Origin of the sequence: Candidatus Planktophila versatilis (assembly GCF_002288345.1) — a bacterium.
GTDB classification, from domain to species: domain Bacteria; phylum Actinomycetota; class Actinomycetes; order Nanopelagicales; family Nanopelagicaceae; genus Planktophila; species Planktophila versatilis_A.
In genome coordinates this window covers 597,687-615,982 of record NZ_CP016781.1, presented here as the reverse complement: position 1 = coordinate 615,982, position 18,296 = coordinate 597,687, and the positions used below count along the sequence as shown (strand labels likewise).

Here is an 18,296-nt window from a genome sequence, read left to right as displayed (position 1 = left end):
GCCTCTGTGTCTGAACATGGGTTCTTCAAAGCCGGCGATCGTATTCAACTTACCGATCCCAAGGGAAAGTTATATAGCTTCACGATAACCCCTGGTAAAGAGTGGCACACACATAAGGGCTGGATTACTCACGATGATCTCATCGGATTACCCGAAGGCTCAGTTGTCAGCACTACCGCTGGACTTAAGTTCACAGCATTCATTCCATTGCTTGCAGATTATGTGTTATCTATGCCGCGCGGGGCAACAATTGTGTATCCAAAAGATGCAGCAATGATTGTCGGAGTTGCAGATGTTTACCCTGGGGCGCGAGTTCTTGAGGCAGGTGTAGGTAGCGGGGCACTGACTCTCTCGCTTCTACGCGCCGTAGGTGAGAATGGTTCTGTTCATTCAGTTGAGCGCCGTCAAGATTTTGCCGATAACGCGCAAGCAAATATTGAAAATTACTTTGGAGCGCCACCTAAAAATTGGAAGCTAGATGTTGGCTCGGTTCAGGAACAAGGCTTTACCCAGAAATATGATCGCGTGATCCTAGACATGCTCGCTCCTTGGGAATGCGTTTCGATGGCGGCCGAGGTATTACGTCCAGGGGGAGTATTTCTAGCCTACGTGGCAACTACCACCCAGCTTTCGGCAACGGCTGAAGCACTCAAAGCAGATGGACACTTCACTGAACCAGAGAGTTCGGAAACAATTGTTCGAGGTTGGCATCATGAAGGCCTTGCCGTTCGCCCACAACAAAGAATGATTGGTCACACAGGTTTCCTTATCCAAAGCAGGCGAATGGCACCAGGTGTTGAAGTACTGGCTCGCCGCAGACGTCCGGCAAAAGGTGCTTACGGTGTCACGGAAGAGTGAACGACTCATTAATCTCACGATTGCGCTCTTGGCAACGAAGAGATTCATTACCAAATCTGAAATCTTTAGGACTATTGAGGGCTATGAAGGAAGTTCTGAGTCTAAAGAGAGAATGTTCGAGCGAGATAAAGATGATCTACGCTCTCTTGGCATAGAGATAGAAGTCGGTTCCTTCGACCCGCTCTTTAATGATGAGGCCGGTTATCGCATCAAGCAGGAGAGATACCAATTGGATCTTGGTGATGTAACTGCCCTGGAAATTTCTCTTTTGTCGTTAGCCGCTCAGGCATGGCAAGGGGCTTCACTAGATGATGCTGCGCAGCGGGCACTGGTTAAGTTGAATTCACTTGGAATAGCAGTTGATGAAGCAAATTTGCCGGACTCTATTCCATTCTTCTCTGATGATGGGTTAGATCTTCCGAAGATCACGCGCGCTATTGCAGAGCACCAGATTCTTGAATTTACTTACCAAAACTTTGACTTGACGGTGGAAAATAGACGCATTGTTCCGATAGCTCTATCAACCCGCTCAGGCCACTGGTATTTAGCTGGAGTAGATCAGAGCATCGAGGAGGTTCGGACCTTCCGTTTTGATCGAGTAATCGGAACCTTTACCGTGAAGAAAGGACCTAAGAAGTTCGAAACTCCCAAAAACTTTGATTCTCAAAGTCTCTTCGAAAGAGTGAAGAACATCGACGCAGTAATTGATGTCCGTCGCGGCAAGGGCACCTCACTGCGCGCTCTCGCATCATCGACGAAGTCGATAGGTGAGTGGGATCAGATTCAGATTCCAATCCTAGATATGAAAACTCTGGCTGCCTTGATCCTCTGGCACGGAGATGATGTCTATGTTCATTCACCAACGGAGCTGCGCGAGATCATCATTTCAAGTCTTAAAGATATATTGGAGGCACATGGCTAAGAACGCGCCAAAGAATGTTGTTAGCCCATTAGAGCGCACTTCTCGATTGCTAAATCTTGTTCCGTATATCAATACGCATCAGGGTATTTCTCTTGTTGATTTGGCCAAAGTATTCGAGGTGTCCGCTAACCAAATGATCAGCGATCTGACGACACTTTGGATGTGCGGTCTTCCCGGCTACACGCCACTAGAACTGATGGATTTAGATTTTGAATCTGGTTATGTCACGATAAGAAATGCACCAACCCTTGCAAAGCCTCGATCCATCACACACGAAGAGGGTGTCGCGCTCGTTCTTGGTTTAGATGTCCTGCGATCTGCAATTTCGACCGAAAGAACAGATCTTATTGAAGCAATTAGCTCACTTTCACAACGTATCGCCCGCCTTGTTAATCTCCCATTAGCGCTCTCCGCATCAAGTGATATCAGCACTGAAGTAACAACTTCAGTAAAGGAAGCGATAGCTCATCGCAGTGGACTGCAGATCTCATATCACTCGCTCTATAAGGATGAAGTCTCCTCGAGGGTCGTACTTCCGCTAGAGATACTTGAGAGTCAGGGGTATTTGTACCTGCATGCGTACTGCTTTACAGCACTTGATTTCAGACATTTTCGGATGGATAGAATTCAATCAGCTAATTCAGCGGAGGTAAAAAAACCTTCGACAGCGCCACCTGTCAATCCCGAGAAAATTGGTTTTTCGGTAAAGGTGCTGAGGCCAACTAGAGATGTTGCCGAACGCTTTCAAGAATCTAACCTGGAGGCTGGAACCATCTTCGAAAGTTCGTCGTTTTCACAACATTGGATTGCAAGGTCTGTGTTGGCATCTGGCGGCGCTATCGAACTTCTCGCTCCAGCAGAGATCCGGAGTGAACTCGCCAAAAGAGCCAAAGTGATACTCAACCGTTATGAGGGGTGATTTCCTCGCCTACCCATTCAAAGATACCTGGTGTAATCTATGCTCAAATCTCACGATAAGGAGTTCACAATATGAATTTAGGTCCAAAAGAAATCGTCATTCTCCTTATTGTTGTTCTGGTCCTCTTCGGCGCAAAGCGTCTTCCTGATTCTGCCCGTTCTCTTGGCCGTTCGATGCGAATCTTCAAGAGTGAGATGAAAGAGATGAAGGCCGACGATACTGTTATTGAAGAAGACGGCAAAAAAGAGAAGTAATCTGATGGCATCCACACCACAAGGGCAGATGCCGCTCATCGATCACCTACGAGAACTCAGGAAACGAGTTCTGAGTTCAGCTATCGCAATTGTCATAGCGTTTGGTGGGGGATGGTATTTTTACAATTCAATCCTCGTTGCCTTAGCGAAACCTGTATGCGATTTGCGAGCAGCTCAAGCTTCAGAGGCAGCAAGTTGTGGGCCTTTATATATCAGTGGTGTCTTGGGTCCGCTAGATTTGCAGATCAAGGTGGCTCTCATGACTGCAGGTATAGTCTCCGCTCCATTCTGGCTCTACCAACTTTGGGCATTTATTGCCCCTGCACTTCATAGAAAAGAGAAGCGCAATAGCGTTCTTTTTGTCACAGCCGCCGCCCCTTTCTTTATCATGGGAGCGACTCTTGGTTACTTGATTCTGCCCATAGCTATACAAGCGCTTTTTGGCTTCACTCCGGATGCGGTGAGCAACTTGGTGCGCTTAGATGATTACTTAGATTTCGTTCTCCGAATAATTCTGTTCGTAGGTCTCGCCTTTGAGCTACCAGTATTCTTACTCACCTTTAACCTGATTGGATTCTTAAGAGGACGCACCATCCTCAAACCCTGGCGCGCATGGATATTCTCTATCTGTCTTGCGGTTGCAGCCCTATCACCAACAGGGGACCCATTGAGTATGGCTCTACTGTCTGCTCCTTTAATTCTCTTCTACTTTATGGCAGCTGGAATTGCACTGCTTGTAGATAAGAAGCGAGATAGTAAAGTTGCAGACGTAGAAACTGGCAGTACCAAGATTGCTGCACCAACCCCAATTACCGAATAGCCGATAGGGTCGTCCTATGTGGGCGTTAGCCATCAATCCAACATCTGGACATGGCAAGGGCGCGTTAGCTGGTGAGAAAGTTACGGCTTACTTCGCCCAGCGGAAGTTTGATTATCGAGTCTTCTCATCGCGCTCAGCAAAGGAGATCAAGGAAGAGCTCGAACTTTTCTTGGATATGCACCCATGCGAAGGTGTGATTTCTATCGGTGGTGATGGACTTGCGCATCTTGTTTTGCAGTTAGTAGTTCCTCGATCTATTGCCTTTGCAGTGATTCCTGCCGGCACTGGCAATGACATCGTTCGTTCTTTGGGTTGGTCACTAGAGGATTCCACCAAATATCTTGATCATGTCACTAGTAATCCAGCAACGCCGATTGACTTAGGTAATGTTGATTCTGAATGGTTTGCTGCAATTCTTTCGACTGGTTTTGATTCTGTAGTTAATGAGAAAGCAAATGCAATGACTTGGCCTCGTGGGCCGCAGCGGTATAACGTTGCGATAGCCCTTGAACTCCCAAGATTTGCCCCAATCGAATATGAGATTACTACCGACACTCGCACCTTCACTACCAAAGCGATGTTGATTGCGATTGGCAATGGGCGATCCTATGGGGGAGGGATGCTTGTTTGCCCGCATGCAAAACTCGATGATGGCCACTTTGATGTGATGATTCTGAAACCTGTGAGTAAGTTGGAGTTCCTTAAGGTTTTCCCAAAAGTGTTTTCCGGTTCTCATATCACACATCCAGCCGTGGAGATATTTCGCACAAAGAAGATCGAACTCAACGCTGATGCCATTGCATATGCCGATGGTGAGCGAATAGGTCCAGCTCCAGTTTCGGCGCAATGTATCGCAGGTGCTGGACTAACATGGCCCCTATGACCACGCCGGCGGAGCAATACGCAGCCGCCAAGAAGCGAGGAACTCACCCCCTCACAACCCAATTCATTGAGCAGTTTGATTTCGGTTTTGATGAATTTCAGATTACCGCTTGTCAGGCCGTTGAAGATGGCAAGGGTGTACTCGTGGCGGCGCCAACCGGTGCTGGCAAGACGGTGGTGGGAGAGTTTGCAGCTTTTAGTTCACTGGCTCGCGGTAAGAAATGTTTTTATACAACACCCATAAAAGCTCTTTCAAACCAGAAGTTTGCTGAGTTTCAAGAACGTTTCGGTGAACACCGCGTGGGTCTTCTTACCGGTGATACAAACATCAACTCAGAAGCTGACATCTTGGTGATGACCACTGAAGTCCTTCGAAACATGCTCTATGCGAACTCATCTACGCTCACCAATCTTGGATCGGTAGTGATGGATGAGGTGCATTATTTAGCCGATAAGTTTCGCGGAGCGGTGTGGGAAGAAGTTCTCATTCACCTCATGGAGAGCGTGCAGGTCATCTCACTTTCAGCAACTGTCTCCAATGCTGAAGAATTCGGTGAATGGCTCGGTGAGATACGTGGCGCCACCGAAGTGATAGTCAGTGAAATCAGACCCATCCCGCTCTATCAACATGTACTTATTGGCGATCGGATGATTGATCTTTTCAACGAACCAGGAAGAATCAATCCTGAGATTTTAGGTCTTGAGCGAGAAGCGCTACGACGGACCAAAGCACCCAGAGGACGGCGCGATAGATTTAACGATAGTGAAAGTCGATTATCACGTGCTGAAATTATCGAGAAGCTTCAGCGAGAGAACTTATTGCCTGCAATTACCTTCATCTTCTCGCGGGTTGGCTGTGATGCTGCCGTCAAGCAGTGCCTGAATGAGGGAGTGAAGCTAACAACTACTGAAGAGCGGATAGAAATTGTTGCAACCGCCCAGCGTTACACGCAGAACCTAGCCGAAGAGGATTTAGAAGTTTTAGGTTATCGCGATTGGCTCACCGCACTCGAACGTGGAATCGCTGCCCACCATGCAGGTATGTTGCCTAGCTTTAAGGGCGCGGTAGAAGATCTTTTTAAGCGTGGTCTGGTCAAGGCGGTCTTTGCTACTGAAACCTTGGCACTTGGAATTAATATGCCAGCGCGCACAGTTGTCTTGGAAAAGCTCACGAAGTGGAATGGTGAGGCACACGTTTCGATTACACCCGGGGAGTACACCCAGCTCACTGGTCGAGCAGGTCGTCGCGGAATTGATATTGAAGGTAACGCCGTTGTGCAGTGGTCTCCAACTGTAGATTCGGCTACCGCAGCGGGGCTAGCTTCAACTCGAACATATCCACTTCGTTCTTCCTTTACTCCCACATACAACATGTCAATAAATCTCATCGCCCGTTTTGGAAGAGAACGTGCGCGAGGAAGTCTCGAGTCATCCTTTGCCCAGTTCCAAGCAGACCGAGCAGTTATTGGCCTAGTTAGACAGATACGAAAGAATGATTCCGCTGCAGCAGAACAAGATGAGTCGGCGAAATGCCATCTCGGGAACTTTTCAGAGTATGCCCGCACTCGAATCGACATTAAAGAGCTTGAACGGCTGCTCAGCAAGCGAGATGGTCGGCGCACCTTTGATCAACGTCAGAGAGTAAAGATGGAGAACGAACTTGATTCCATGCGGCGTGCACTTCGTGCCCATCCCTGCCACTCGTGTAATGATCGCGAAACACACGCCCGATTTGCCGAACGCGCCGATAGATTGAACAGGGAATCTGAAGGTTTGCGTTCTCGTGTGGAAAATCGCACTCACGTGATTGCAAAGACATTCGACCGAATCTGTAATGTGCTGACCCATCTTGGTTATATCGAGGGTGAAAAGCCGCTAGCGCAAGGCAAGATTCTGGCAAAGATTTATGCCGAATCAGATTTACTTCTTACCGAGTCAATTCGTAGGGGAGTCTTTGAAAATCTGACTCCGGTCGAACTCTTATCGGTTGCCTCCGCGATGATCTATGAGAGTCGAAGTGTTGAAAACTATGCACCAAAGATGCCGCACCAAAATGTAGCCAACGCCCTTGCCGTTGTTGCCAAGATTTGGGTGGAACTTGAGGATATTGAAAATGAGTTTGATGTGAAGACCCAACGTGAGCCCGATTTTGGATTCTGTTATGCCGCATATCGCTGGGCCAATGGCCACTCACTGAGCAGTGTTATCAAAGGCACCGATATGACAGTTGGTGATTTCGTGCGATGCATCAAGCAATTAATTGACTTACTTACTCAAATTGGTGGCGCCGCAGAGAATCTTCGTCCGGTATGTAAAGAGGGTGTCAAACGTTTAGATCGCGGTGTTGTTTCCTATATGTTGGGTGAGCTATGACTCTCATGCTTCTAGATAGCGCCTCACTTTGGTATCGCGCCTACTATGGAATGCCGGACACGCTTTTGTCTCCAAGCGGAATGCCGGTCAATGCTATTCGCGGATATCTTGATATGACCGCTCGCTTAATCGGTATTTATTCACCCAACCGAATAGTTGCCTGCATAGAGGGAGACTGGCGCCCATCCTGGAGAGTCGATCTATTTCCAGCATATAAAGCCAATCGACTTGAGGATGAAAGTGAAGTGGAAGAAGAGCCAGAGACTCTCACTCCGCAGATTCCGGTTCTGCTTGACCTACTAGATGCTTTTTGCATTCCGATGGTCGGCGTTGATGACTATGAGGCCGATGATGTTATGGCCACCTTTGCCGTGAGAGAAAAGGGTCCTATTCGTATTGTGACGGGAGATAGGGATCTCTTTCAGCTTGTTGATGACAAACGAGATGTAAAAGTTGTTTATCTAGCTAAAGGAATCTCGCAACATGACTTAGTTGATATCTCTTGGGTTGCTAACAAGTATGGAATACCAGGGGATAGGTATGCCCTCTTTGCCATGTTTAGAGGAGATCCTTCCGATGGTCTTCCCGGAGTAAAGGGGATAGGTGAGAAAGGCGCAGCCCTGATTGCGAACAATTTCGCTTCGGTAGAAGATGCACTGGCTGGTGCTAAGGCTGGACATGAAGTACTGAGTGCGTCACTTGCCAAAAAAATTATTGATGGAGCAGACTATTTGAAGATTGCACCAACGCTGGTCAACTGTGCGCGAGATGTGGCCATTCCTTCCATGAAAATAGATACTCCCGCTAAGCCAGATGACTTATCTGCAATCTATTCCATCAAAGAGGAGTACGGGTTAGGGGCTAGCGTCGATAGATTGATATCGGCACTGCAATGGTAAAGATAGCCTTCGCCGCATTTCTTGTTAGTGCCGCTTTCGAGCCAATCGGGATCTGGTATCTAGCAGTTATTGGCCTAACGCTATATCTGCAAAAGTTGCGAAGTAGTTCCAGACCAATGCTTCATAGTCTTGCTTTCGGTTTCATTCTCAATGCAATAGTTCTTTACTGGAGTGGAAAGTACGTGGGCCCGATTCCATGGTTACTCCTCTCAGCTTTGCAGGCGCTTTTTTATCTCCCTGTTGGTTGGGTCTATCGGCGCGCTCATCGCCTGCTGTGGAGCGCCCTTGCCTTAATCGCAATGGAGGAAATTCGTTCCCGCTTTCCCTTCGGTGGCTTTGGTTGGACTCGGATCGCATTTAGTCAGGTTGACTCACCGGCGCTACCCATAGTCGCCCTCGGGGGAGTCATTGCACTTTCGGCATTCACACTTGCAATAGCTCTTCTTCTGGTGCACTTGCGCGGCAAAAATCTCGCAGCGATTCTCTCCTTATTCGTTATTGCGTTTCTACTTCCTGCAAATCCACAGGGGAGTGGTGAAGTAAACCTCATCGCTATCCAAGGAAACACACCTGAAGTAGGCCTTGGATTTAACTCCAGAGCAAAGGCGGTCTTTGATCTACATCGAGATGTAACAAGACGAGTAACTGCAGACCAATATGATGCAATCATTTGGCCAGAAAATGCTATTGACATAGATCCGCGGCTATTTCCGGAAGTTCAAGCTGATATCGCTACCCTCACGGGTGATTTAAGTACGCCTATTATCGCTGGAGTTGTTCAACGAGCTGCTAATGGTCCGCAGAACGCCTCGATTCTCTTTGGCGAGGATGGAATTCGAGAAAGTGTCTATATCAAGCGAGGCCTGACGCCTTTTGGAGAATATTTACCGCTGCGAGGATTAGCTGAACTAGTCAGTCCGTTGGCCAAAAAAGTCAATGACTTCATACCGGGAAATAAGCGAGTAATTCATACGGTAGCGGGCGTTGAACTTGGTCCAATCATTTGTTATGAAATCATCCTCGATGATCTGGTACGGGATATGGCTAAAAATTCCAAGGCGTTGATTGTGCAGACAAATAGTGCCACCTTTGCTGGTACTGCAGAAAGTGCGCAACAATTAGCCATCACTCGCATACGAGCAGTTGAACATTCCAGAGCTATTTTAAGTGTTTCCACGGTCGGAATCTCAGCCTTTATAGATAATAATGGGCGAGTGTTAAGCCAAACAGGGGAGAATTCGCAGGAGTCTTTGGCAGGTTCTTTGATGCTCAATAATTATCGAACTCTGATTAATCGGATTCTTTCATGAGTCGTTTTGTAATTTTGATACCCACCTACAATGAATCCATTTCAATAGTCGAATTGCTCAATTCTCTTGCCACTATTCAAAATCGTTATCAATTTGACGTGGTTGTCTTAGATGACAATTCTCCGGATAGAACTGCAGATATTGCCCAGAATCTTGGATATTCATGGGTGAGTGTTATCCGTAGGCCCGGCAAAGCCGGTCTTGGGGCTGCTTATCGTGCAGGATTTCAGGCGGTACTAAAGGACGAGAAATACACCCATGTAGTTACTATGGATGCAGATGGTTCACATCGAGTTCAGGACCTAGCTGCAATGTTTACGGCTGCAGAATCAGTTGCAAATGGGATTAAATCTATTGTCCTTGGAACGCGTTGGATGCCCGGAGGTTCAGTTGTGAACTGGCCCCGGAGTCGACAATTACTCTCTCGCGCAGGTACTGCCTACGCACAGGCAATACTTCGTATTCCGCTGCGCGATCTCACCGGTGGTTTTCGCATTTACAGTACATCGCTACTTCGTTCCTTAAATCTCAGCGACATGACAGCAACTGGATATTGTTTTCAGATCGAAATGGCGATGGCCAGTGACTTAGCTGGAGCAATCAAGATTGAAATTCCGATCACCTTTGTGGAGCGAATTAATGGGGTTTCTAAGATGAGTAAGGCGATTGTTGTGGAAGCACTCTGGCAGACCACGCTCTGGGGTCTATCTCGCAGGCTTAGACCTAACGCCGATAAGTTACATTATGTAAAGTAAGAAAGATTCGACTACGCGAAGGACTCAATCGGCGGGCAGGAACAGACCAGGTTCCTATCCCCGTATGCCCCATCTATGCGCCCTGTGGTCGGCCAGTACTTGCCCTTCATGCCGATAAGTTCACCAGGAATAAGTCCGGTAAATGTTGCTGGAAAAGCTCCGCGTTCGCGGCTATAGCTGCGATCCCAGTCATTTGATGCCACTGCCCCCACTGTATGAGGTGCATGGCGCAGAGCAGAATCCTCTACCGCGACTTTGCCTTCGATAATCTCATCGATTTCATACTTGATAGCAATCATCGCATCAATAAAACGATTCATCTCCAAGATATCTTCTGATTCAGTTGGTTCAATCATCAGTGTTCCTGGAACCGGAAATGACATTGTCGGTGCGTGGAAACCAAAGTCCATCAGGCGCTTTGCGATGTCATCGACGGTGACACCACTGACCTTGGTTATCTCCCTGACATCGAGAATACATTCGTGGGCGATCAAACCTCTATCACCGGTATACAAGATGGGATAGGAGCTCTTTAAACGCGCTGCCATGTAGTTGGCGCTAAGAATTGCTACTTCTGTTGCGTGAGTAAGTCCTGCTCCCCCCATAAGGCGGATATAGGCCCATGAAATCGGCAAGATACTGGCCGAACCAAATGGTGCACCAGAGATAGGCCCTGGACCTGTTGTAGGGCCCGCAGTTGCATCAAGTGGATGGTTAGGCAGAAACGGTGCTAAATGCGCACGAGCAATTACTGGACCAACACCCGGTCCCCCGCCACCATGAGGAATACAGAAAGTCTTATGTAAATTTAGATGCGAAACATCGGCACCAAATTTTCCAGGTTGAGCTAAACCAACGAGTGCATTGAGATTTGCGCCGTCAACATATACCTGCCCGCCTGCCTCGTGAACCAATGCGCAGATTTCAGAGATGGCAGATTCAAATACTCCATGAGTTGATGGATAGGTAACCATAAGCGCCGCCAACTTTCCTGCGTGTTCGCTGATTTTTAACTTCAAGTCATCAAGGCTCACATTGCCCGCTTCATCACAACTAATTACTACAACTTTCATTCCCGCCATCACCGCACTGGCTGCATTCGTGCCATGAGCGCTGGAAGGAATCAGGCAAATATCGCGCTCTTGTTCAGAGCGAGAATCGTGATAATTTCGAATAGCGAGCAGGCCCGCGAACTCCCCTTGGCTGCCAGCATTAGGCTGCAGCGAAACTGCGTCATAGCCGGTGATTTCAACGAGCCACTTGGAAAGTTGAGCGATCAGTTTGCGCGATCCCTTGCTCTGATCTGCTGGTGCAAACGGATGCAGGGATGCAAACTCCGGCCAGGTGACGGCTTCCATCTCAGTTACTGAGTTGAGCTTCATGGTGCAAGAACCCAACGGAATCATCGTTCTATCGAGTGCTAGATCGCGATCTGCAAGTGTGCGCAAGTAACGCATCATCGACGTTTCTGAATGGTAGGTATTGAAAACTGGGTGTTGCAAGAAAGTGGAGATTCTCTTAATCGCTGGTGAGATGCCACTGCCCTGAGCTGAGACGACCTTTGCGCCAAAGATACTAACAATCTCGGCAAACTTACTTGAAGTGATAGTTTCATCTAAAGAAATACGAACATGCTTTGCATCAACTATCCCAAGATTGATTCGTAAGGAAGCTGCCATTTTATGAATCGCGGCTGCATCAGCCACCTTGATAGTTAGAGTGTCAAAGTAACTTTTATTAATACTCTCCACGACAGTTGCCAGAGCTGCGGTGTATCCATGAACACGCTCGGCAATTTCAATCAAACCTTTTGGTCCGTGCCACATTGAATAGAACGCACTCATATTGGCAAGTAATACCTGAGCAGTACAGATATTACTTGTCGCCTTATCTCGCCTGATGTGCTGCTCACGCGTTTGTAGCGCTAAACGAAATGCTGGATTGCCGTGCGCATCAACACTTTGACCAATCAGGCGACCAGGTAGAGCTCGCTCCAGTCCAGCACGTACCGCCATAAATCCTGCGTGTGGTCCGCCGAATCCCATCGGAACTCCGAAGCGTTGGGCTGAACCCACTGCGATATCTGCCCCCCACTCCCCTGGCGCTGTAATCAAGGTAAGTGCAAGCAGATCTGTAGCTGCGATTACTAGCGCATCTTTGGAATGTGCCTGCGTTGCCAATTCACTGAAATCATTAATCGCACCAGTTGTATCCGGGTACTGAACCAAAACTCCAAAGAAATTTAGAGAAGGATCTACAGCGAGAGCATCCACCTCAAGCACCTTGATTCCAAGTGGCTTCGCTCGAGTAATTACTACCGCTTTGGTTTGAGGGTGCACATTGTTATCAATCAGAAATACCGCGTTATCACTGGCTTTAGAGGTGCGTCTTGCCAAGGTCATTGCTTCAGCTGCCGCTGTTGATTCATCAAGCATGGAAGCGTTAGAGATTGCAAGACCAGTCATATCGGTAATTACGGTTTGAAATGCGAAGAGTGCTTCCAGGCGACCTTGCGAAATCTCTGGTTGATATGGTGTGTATGCGGTATACCAAGCCGGATTTTCTAAAACATTTCGTTTGATAACCGGTGGTGTGATGGTGCCGTAATAACCAGTACCAATAAGTGAGGTAAAGATTTCGTTCTCTGAAGCTAAAGCGCGAAGTTCATCAATGACTTCAACTTCACTCTTTGCGTTGTCCAGGACTTGCGCGAGTTTCTTTTCAATGACGATATTTTCTGGAACTACATCGGCGATAAAATCTTTGAGATTTGAGTATCCAAGAACAGAGAGCATCTCCTCTTCTTGTGCACCAGAGGGGCCGATATGTCGATCTTGAAAACCTTTACTGCCGCCCACGTGACCACCCATTCAACTCAGCTATGGCCCTATCGCCTTAAATTAGATGAGCGAAATATATGAGTATTAGGCGCCTTTCGCCTTTCGACGCAGTGAGAGTTCATCACTATTTTGAGAAACGACAGTCTCACCGTTTACCTCACCCGCAAGAGTGGCTAGAGATCCCTCAACCTCAGACCAAACCTTGCCCACAGCGATTCCGAAAACACCCTGGCCACCTGCGAGTAAGTCGATAATTTCATCAGGGCTGGCACACTCATAGATAGATGCTCCATCGCTCATCAGAGTGATTCGCTCTAAATCTGTCACACCGCGTTCGCGCAAGTGAGTTACTGCGGTGCGAATATTCTGTAGTGAAACACCGGCATCAAGTAAACGCTTAACAATTTTCAGTACCAAGATGTCGCGGAAACCGTAGAGACGCGCACTACCTGAACCCGTTGCTGTGCGAATTGAAGGCTCAACCAGACCAGTGCGCGCCCAATAATCTAATTGGCGATATGAAATTCCAGCAGCGGAACAAGCTGTCGCACCGCGATAACCAATTTCAAATTCTTGCTCAGTCACGAGAGGGGGCTCGCTTTCGTCTAGGGGGTTGCCTCAAGGGTACGCTTGAGAATCCTAGAAAGTCAGTACCGACACGAAACAAACCTCTACTTGAGGTTGAGACTTCTGAGCTAGCCAGCAAAGTCCTCCGGATTGATCTGATCTAGGAATTCCCGGAATGCTTCAAGCTCCTGGTCCCCCGCCGCCGAAACCTCTGATGCCACCTGCTCTGGAATATCTATACCCACCTGATCGAGCAAATCATTATCAACTAAAATGTTGGACTTAGTACGCAGCGCAATTGCGATCGCATCTGATGGTCGGGAAGAGAGCGCCGGCAGCGCGCCTTGCTCATTTCTCAGGTTTAACTCCGCGTAGAAGACCCCATCAACGATGGCGGTAATGTGGACAGATTTAAGTGAGATGTCTACTCGCTCTAATACATCTCGAATCAAATCATGTGTGAGCGGACGAGGCGCTGCCAACCCTTGTTGGGCAAAGGCTATGGAAGTTGCTTCCACCGCGCCCACCCAGATGGGAAGAAATCTTGAGCCTTCAATCTCTTTAAGCAAAACGATGGGCTGATTCGAGGGCATCTCAATTCGCACTCCCACGACTTCAACCGGAATAAACATCAAAGAAAATTCTTATGCGATTAACGAGGACGATTTAAGCCGCCACGTACCAAGGCAGCATGGAGTCGAACAGATAAGGATGCAATCTCTTTCTGAACCTCCTCGGCGCGAGCTTTCGCCTCCGTGCTCTTTTGTCTAGTAAAGGGAGTGATCACTTGTTCAATCAATCCGATCTCGCGATCAGCTGCTGATTTAAATGAGCGAAGGTGGCGCGGTTCAATTCCAAAGCCAGCCATCTCAGCAACAGCGCGGGCAACAGAGAGGGCATCTCCGTCATAGTGACGACCGCGAATTTGAATAAGTCCATAAGACTCGAGTTCGACCAACTGGGCATCATCTAACGCCGATGCTGCAAGCAGCTCCTCGCGAGATAAACGCATCTCGGATTGTTCGCCAAATGCTGCGGGTGCGAATTCACCATCGACTGTGGCAAGGCCAAGTGTGGGGCGCGGAGCGGGGATTCCTCCGGCTGGTGCTGGCTGCAGACCACGGTCTAGTGCGTCTAGATTTTCCTTAATAACTTTAAGTGGCAAGTACTGATCTCGTTGGGCTAGCAGGACGTAGCGAAGTCGCTCTAGGTCAGTTGTCGTGAATTTACGGTATCCAGAGGGTGTTCGCTGGGGCTCAATCAGACCTTCCGACTCTAAAAAACGAATCTTTGAGATTGTGATGTCGGCAAAATCTCCGCGCAACTTAGTGAGTACTTCACCGATACTTAAGTAGGCCCGTGCTGGAACGCTCAACTGACTTCTCCCCTAGTAGATCTTGAATTGTCTTGTGAAACTATTTACTTTTGAGCTGTAATAAACAAAAGATGGAACTTGCCGACCTGAATCTCATCCCCCACAGATAATTGCTTCTCGGTGGTTGGCTCATTATTGATATATGAGCCATTGAGACTTCCAGTATCTTTAAAGATGAACCCGGAATCTGATTTTTCAATTGCTGCGTGCTTTCTAGAGACTGTCACATCATCAAGAAATATTGCACTTTCCGCTGATCTGCCAATAGTTGCTCCCTGGTCTGTCACCAGAAATCTGGCACCTCGTCCGGGACCGCGATGAATAAGAACCATTGCAGATTTACCATCACCAGCCAAGGTGGATTCAAGAACAGAACGCTCTTCCGCCGACGATGTTGCTAGATAATCCTTAATGAGCTCTGAAAAAGAGTCACCAACCACGGGGCGAAGTCCCAGGTGGAGAGTGCTGGTTAGCTCAGGCTTTGAATCTGCCTCTGCCATGAACTCACCCCCTTCGATGTCAACTTAAGGGTGACACTAGAGAGTTGCGGCAGAGAAATCAAGCGGAGATTTATGCCGTAATTGCACCATATTGCACTGCCGAAAGCAGTCCTGCTGGCTCTGCTCCTACTTCAATTTCAACCAACCATCCCAAACCGTAGGGATCGGAGTTGATCAGCTCTGGTGTGGCGCTAAGGGTTTCATTAATTGCAACAATGGTTCCAGTAAGGGGTGCGAAGATTTCGGAAACGCTCTTTGTTGATTCAACTTCGCCACACACCGCATCAGCAATGACCTTTTCACCAATTTTCGGTATTTGCACATAGACAATGTCACCGAGGGCGCCCTGGGCGAAGTCAGTAATGCCCATCCGATAGCGAAGTGCAGTTTCGGTAGGTGCTACCCACTCATGTTCTTTTGTGTACTGCAACTCTGCTGGAATTACCGACATCGTGCGCCTCTACTATCCGCTAGATAACTTCTGGGCGCACTCTAATGCTATTTATCCCGGTCCGGAAATACCCGATGGCCGTGGCTACATAGAGAGCCACTCCCCAGCCGGTAAAGGCCCAGCCGAAAATGAAGGCAACGGTGCCATACCAATTCGGGTTAAGCGCCAGAAGGAGAAATGGGAAGGCATAGAGCAGATTAAATGTTGCCGCTTTACCCAGATATGTCACTTGCAGAGTCGGAAGTCCTCGCATCTGAATCACCAGGGCCAGTATCGCCATCGCAACATCGCGGGCTACCAAGACAAGTATGACCCAGAGTGGAATCGCATCTCTGATGTATAAGACGATGATGGTGGCTGCAATATAGAGTCGATCAATCGTGGGATCTGCGATCTCTCCAAAACGTGATTCCTGATTAAGTGCGCGAGCTAACTTTCCATCAAAGTAATCAGTAGCGCCACCGATCATCAACACCAGGATGGCCCAACCATCTGCGCGTTGATCTAGGGCGAGCCAGATGAAGAGCGGAATCCCTAGGAATCGCAGGAATGTGAGCGCGTTAGGAATCGTCAACATTGCTACGCCTCCTTATCTCGTTCCTTCACGCGGATAGCCACCTGAACCGGCGTCCCAGGGAATTTGAACTCTTCGCGTAAGCGGCGTTCGATAAATCTACGATAAGAAGCCTCAATCCAGCCAGATGAGAAGACCACGAACTTAGGTGGTGCAATGCCGGCCTGTGTTGCGTAGTACACCTTTGGCTGCTTTCCACCACGCACGGGCGGCGGCGTCGCTCCAATGAGGGCGCCCAAGAAAGAGTTGAGTTTGGAAGTTGGAACACGACGTTCCCAGGAATCTATTGCTGTGCGAAGTGCCGGCGCTAGTCGATCACGGTGCCATCCGGTCTTGGCTGCAACGTTCACAATCTGCGCCCATTCGACCTGATCTAGATGTCGTTCAATTTCTTTATCAAGCTGAGTGCGGCGGTCATCGTCTACCAAATCCCATTTATTCATGACGATTACCATCGCCTTGCCCGCCTCTTCGACCATCGTGATGACCCTTAGGTCTTGCTCGGAGATAGGAACCGATGCATCAAGGATGACTACTGCACATTCACAGCGTTCCAAAGCAGTTTGCGTTCGCAAGGTCGCGTAATAATCTGTTCCGCTAGCTTGGTTGGCCCGCTTTTTAAGCCCAGCGGTATCTACAAATCTCCAGATACTTCCACCGAATTCAATGAGCTCATCAACTGGATCGCGAGTTGTGCCCGCAACATCATCAACGATAGAACGATTCTCGCCAGCGAGAGCGTTGAGCAAACTTGATTTGCCCACATTTGGACGACCAATGAGGGCTATCCGGCGATAGCCATCTTGTACTTGTGCCGCACCTACTTCAGGCAGGAGCTTGGTAATTGAATCCAGCAAATCTCCGCTACCGCGACCATGCAAAGCCGATACAAAGTGCGGTTCACCTAAACCAATGTTCCACAGCGCATGCGCATCAGATTCATCGTTATCACCGTCAACTTTGTTAGCAACCAGAATTGTTGGCTTCTTCGCCTTGCGTAACTCTTGAACCAATACATCATCTTCATCGAGTGCGCCCACTTGGGCATCGACGACAAAGCAGAGAACATCTGCCTCGCCCATCGCTAGTTCAGCACTTGCACTGACCTGAACTGAAATTCCATCTGGCTTAGATTCCCAGCCACCAGTATCCATAATGATGAATCGACGACCGCCCCATTCGCATTCGTATTGCACGCGATCGCGCGTCACACCCGGAGTGTCCTCAACGATTGCTTCTCGACGACCAATAAATCGGTTGATCAGAGTTGATTTTCCAACGTTCGGACGTCCAAGAATGGCAACAATCGGAAGTCCTAAGAGCGAACGTTGCGATAGTAGTTCCCAAATTCGTTCCACAGTTTCATCGAGCGTAAGTTCAGTTGAATCTATATGTACCGCATCCGTTGCCATTGATAACGGTGATATCGTGCGATTTGTATCAATCTCATCGCGGGTTGAAAGTGATTGCGCAACAGCGTCAACACCCCCTGCCGCACCGTCTTGTTCAGCATCTCGTCTTGCTGCTCGTGCTGAAATCTCAGCGGTGAGATAAATCTTCAGTGCAGCATCAGGACACACGACTGTTCCTATGTCCCGACCTTCAACCACAATCCCACGGTCTGCTTTAGCAATGATGGATCTCTGCAAAGTGAGTAGCTCTGCGCGTACCTGTGGCAGAGCGCTAATAATTGAAACTTTCTCTGTTACTTCCTGACTGCGAATCTCTTCACTGACATTCGTTGATCCAACAAAGACTTGTGGATCACGAGGATTTGAATTGAAAGTGATAGGTGTATCAATGACGGCAGCGATAATGTCATTCGCGTTATCACTCTTTATCGATAAAGCAATGAATGTGATTGCGCGATATAAAGCACCGGTATCTAAATAACTCCACCCAGCTCGAATGGCAATGTTCTTCGATGTGCTGGATTTACCAGAGCCGCTAGGGCCATCTAGTGCAACAACAATCATCTTCACAGCCCATCTATAAGT

The 18,296-nt window shown here is 48.3% G+C and carries 17 protein-coding genes and 1 pseudogene; 10 read left to right on the top strand and 8 right to left on the bottom strand.

Annotated elements, in window-relative coordinates; all coding sequences use genetic code 11:
- Positions 1-6: 6 nt before the first annotated feature.
- From A1sIIB142_RS03100 to A1sIIB142_RS03055, 10 genes and pseudogenes are all read left to right on the top strand, one after another.
- Positions 7-858, top strand: a complete 852-nt coding sequence (locus A1sIIB142_RS03100; protein WP_095693627.1) for a tRNA (adenine-N1)-methyltransferase — start codon at positions 7-9, stop codon at positions 856-858.
- Complete coding sequence (locus A1sIIB142_RS03095) at positions 842-1,780, top strand: helix-turn-helix transcriptional regulator (RefSeq protein ID WP_095693626.1); 939 nt, start codon at positions 842-844, stop codon at positions 1,778-1,780. Before A1sIIB142_RS03100 ends, A1sIIB142_RS03095 begins: the two co-directional genes overlap by 17 nt.
- Positions 1,773-2,699, top strand: coding sequence for a helix-turn-helix transcriptional regulator (locus A1sIIB142_RS03090; protein ID WP_190283291.1), 927 nt, complete (start codon positions 1,773-1,775; stop codon positions 2,697-2,699). Before A1sIIB142_RS03095 ends, A1sIIB142_RS03090 begins: the two co-directional genes overlap by 8 nt.
- Before the next feature lie 71 nt (positions 2,700-2,770).
- Positions 2,771-2,923 (top strand): annotated as a pseudogene (gene tatA / locus A1sIIB142_RS03085) (Sec-independent protein translocase subunit TatA); the annotation flags it as partial.
- 34 nt (positions 2,924-2,957) lie between these two features.
- Positions 2,958-3,773, top strand: coding sequence for a twin-arginine translocase subunit TatC (gene tatC / locus A1sIIB142_RS03080; protein ID WP_223299220.1), 816 nt, complete (start codon positions 2,958-2,960; stop codon positions 3,771-3,773).
- A gap of 16 nt (positions 3,774-3,789) precedes the next feature.
- Complete coding sequence (locus tag A1sIIB142_RS03075) at positions 3,790-4,656, top strand: diacylglycerol/lipid kinase family protein (protein WP_095693623.1); 867 nt, start codon at positions 3,790-3,792, stop codon at positions 4,654-4,656.
- On the top strand, positions 4,653-7,028 hold the full coding sequence (locus A1sIIB142_RS03070) for a DEAD/DEAH box helicase (protein ID WP_095693622.1): 2,376 nt from the start codon (positions 4,653-4,655) through the stop codon (positions 7,026-7,028). Before A1sIIB142_RS03075 ends, A1sIIB142_RS03070 begins: the two co-directional genes overlap by 4 nt.
- Positions 7,025-7,927 carry a 5'-3' exonuclease gene (locus tag A1sIIB142_RS03065; RefSeq protein ID WP_095693621.1) on the top strand — a complete coding sequence of 301 codons (903 nt, stop codon included), beginning with the start codon at positions 7,025-7,027 and terminating at the stop codon, positions 7,925-7,927. Before A1sIIB142_RS03070 ends, A1sIIB142_RS03065 begins: the two co-directional genes overlap by 4 nt.
- Positions 7,921-9,237: an apolipoprotein N-acyltransferase gene (gene lnt, locus A1sIIB142_RS03060; RefSeq protein ID WP_095693620.1), complete on the top strand. Its 1,317-nt coding sequence runs from the start codon at positions 7,921-7,923 to the stop codon at positions 9,235-9,237. The genes A1sIIB142_RS03065 and lnt overlap by 7 nt, the downstream gene beginning before the upstream one ends.
- On the top strand, positions 9,234-9,992 hold the full coding sequence (locus tag A1sIIB142_RS03055; protein ID WP_095693619.1) for a polyprenol monophosphomannose synthase: 759 nt from the start codon (positions 9,234-9,236) through the stop codon (positions 9,990-9,992). Before lnt ends, A1sIIB142_RS03055 begins: the two co-directional genes overlap by 4 nt.
- Positions 9,993-10,003: 11 nt before the next feature.
- Here A1sIIB142_RS03055 and gcvP read toward each other — a convergent pair whose 3' ends face one another.
- The 8 genes from gcvP to der all read right to left on the bottom strand — a co-directional run bounded on the left by gcvP (position 10,004) and on the right by der (position 18,275).
- Entirely contained in the window at positions 10,004-12,850 is a 2,847-nt protein-coding gene (gene gcvP, locus A1sIIB142_RS03050; protein ID WP_223299219.1) for an aminomethyl-transferring glycine dehydrogenase, read from the bottom strand.
- Positions 12,851-12,916: 66 nt separating this feature from the next.
- On the bottom strand, positions 12,917-13,417 hold the full coding sequence (locus A1sIIB142_RS03045; protein WP_095674788.1) for a MerR family transcriptional regulator: 501 nt from the start codon (positions 13,415-13,417) through the stop codon (positions 12,917-12,919).
- A gap of 110 nt (positions 13,418-13,527) precedes the next feature.
- Entirely contained in the window at positions 13,528-14,031 is a 504-nt protein-coding gene (locus A1sIIB142_RS03040; RefSeq protein WP_095693617.1) for a bifunctional nuclease family protein, read from the bottom strand.
- Positions 14,032-14,051: 20 nt separating this feature from the next.
- The gene (gene ftsR / locus A1sIIB142_RS03035) at positions 14,052-14,774 is read right to left on the bottom strand and encodes a transcriptional regulator FtsR (protein ID WP_095674786.1); all 723 of its coding nucleotides are present in this window, start codon (positions 14,772-14,774) and stop codon (positions 14,052-14,054) included.
- 44 nt (positions 14,775-14,818) lie between these two features.
- The gene (locus tag A1sIIB142_RS03030) at positions 14,819-15,274 is read right to left on the bottom strand and encodes an FHA domain-containing protein (RefSeq protein WP_095693616.1); all 456 of its coding nucleotides are present in this window, start codon (positions 15,272-15,274) and stop codon (positions 14,819-14,821) included.
- Positions 15,275-15,344: 70 nt separating this feature from the next.
- On the bottom strand, positions 15,345-15,725 hold the full coding sequence (gene gcvH, locus A1sIIB142_RS03025; protein ID WP_095693615.1) for a glycine cleavage system protein GcvH: 381 nt from the start codon (positions 15,723-15,725) through the stop codon (positions 15,345-15,347).
- A gap of 19 nt (positions 15,726-15,744) precedes the next feature.
- Positions 15,745-16,302, bottom strand: coding sequence for a CDP-alcohol phosphatidyltransferase family protein (locus A1sIIB142_RS03020; RefSeq protein WP_095693614.1), 558 nt, complete (start codon positions 16,300-16,302; stop codon positions 15,745-15,747).
- Positions 16,303-16,304: 2 nt separating this feature from the next.
- Complete coding sequence (gene der / locus A1sIIB142_RS03015) at positions 16,305-18,275, bottom strand: ribosome biogenesis GTPase Der (RefSeq protein WP_095685201.1); 1,971 nt, start codon at positions 18,273-18,275, stop codon at positions 16,305-16,307.
- Between the last annotated feature and the right edge of the window lie 21 nt (positions 18,276-18,296).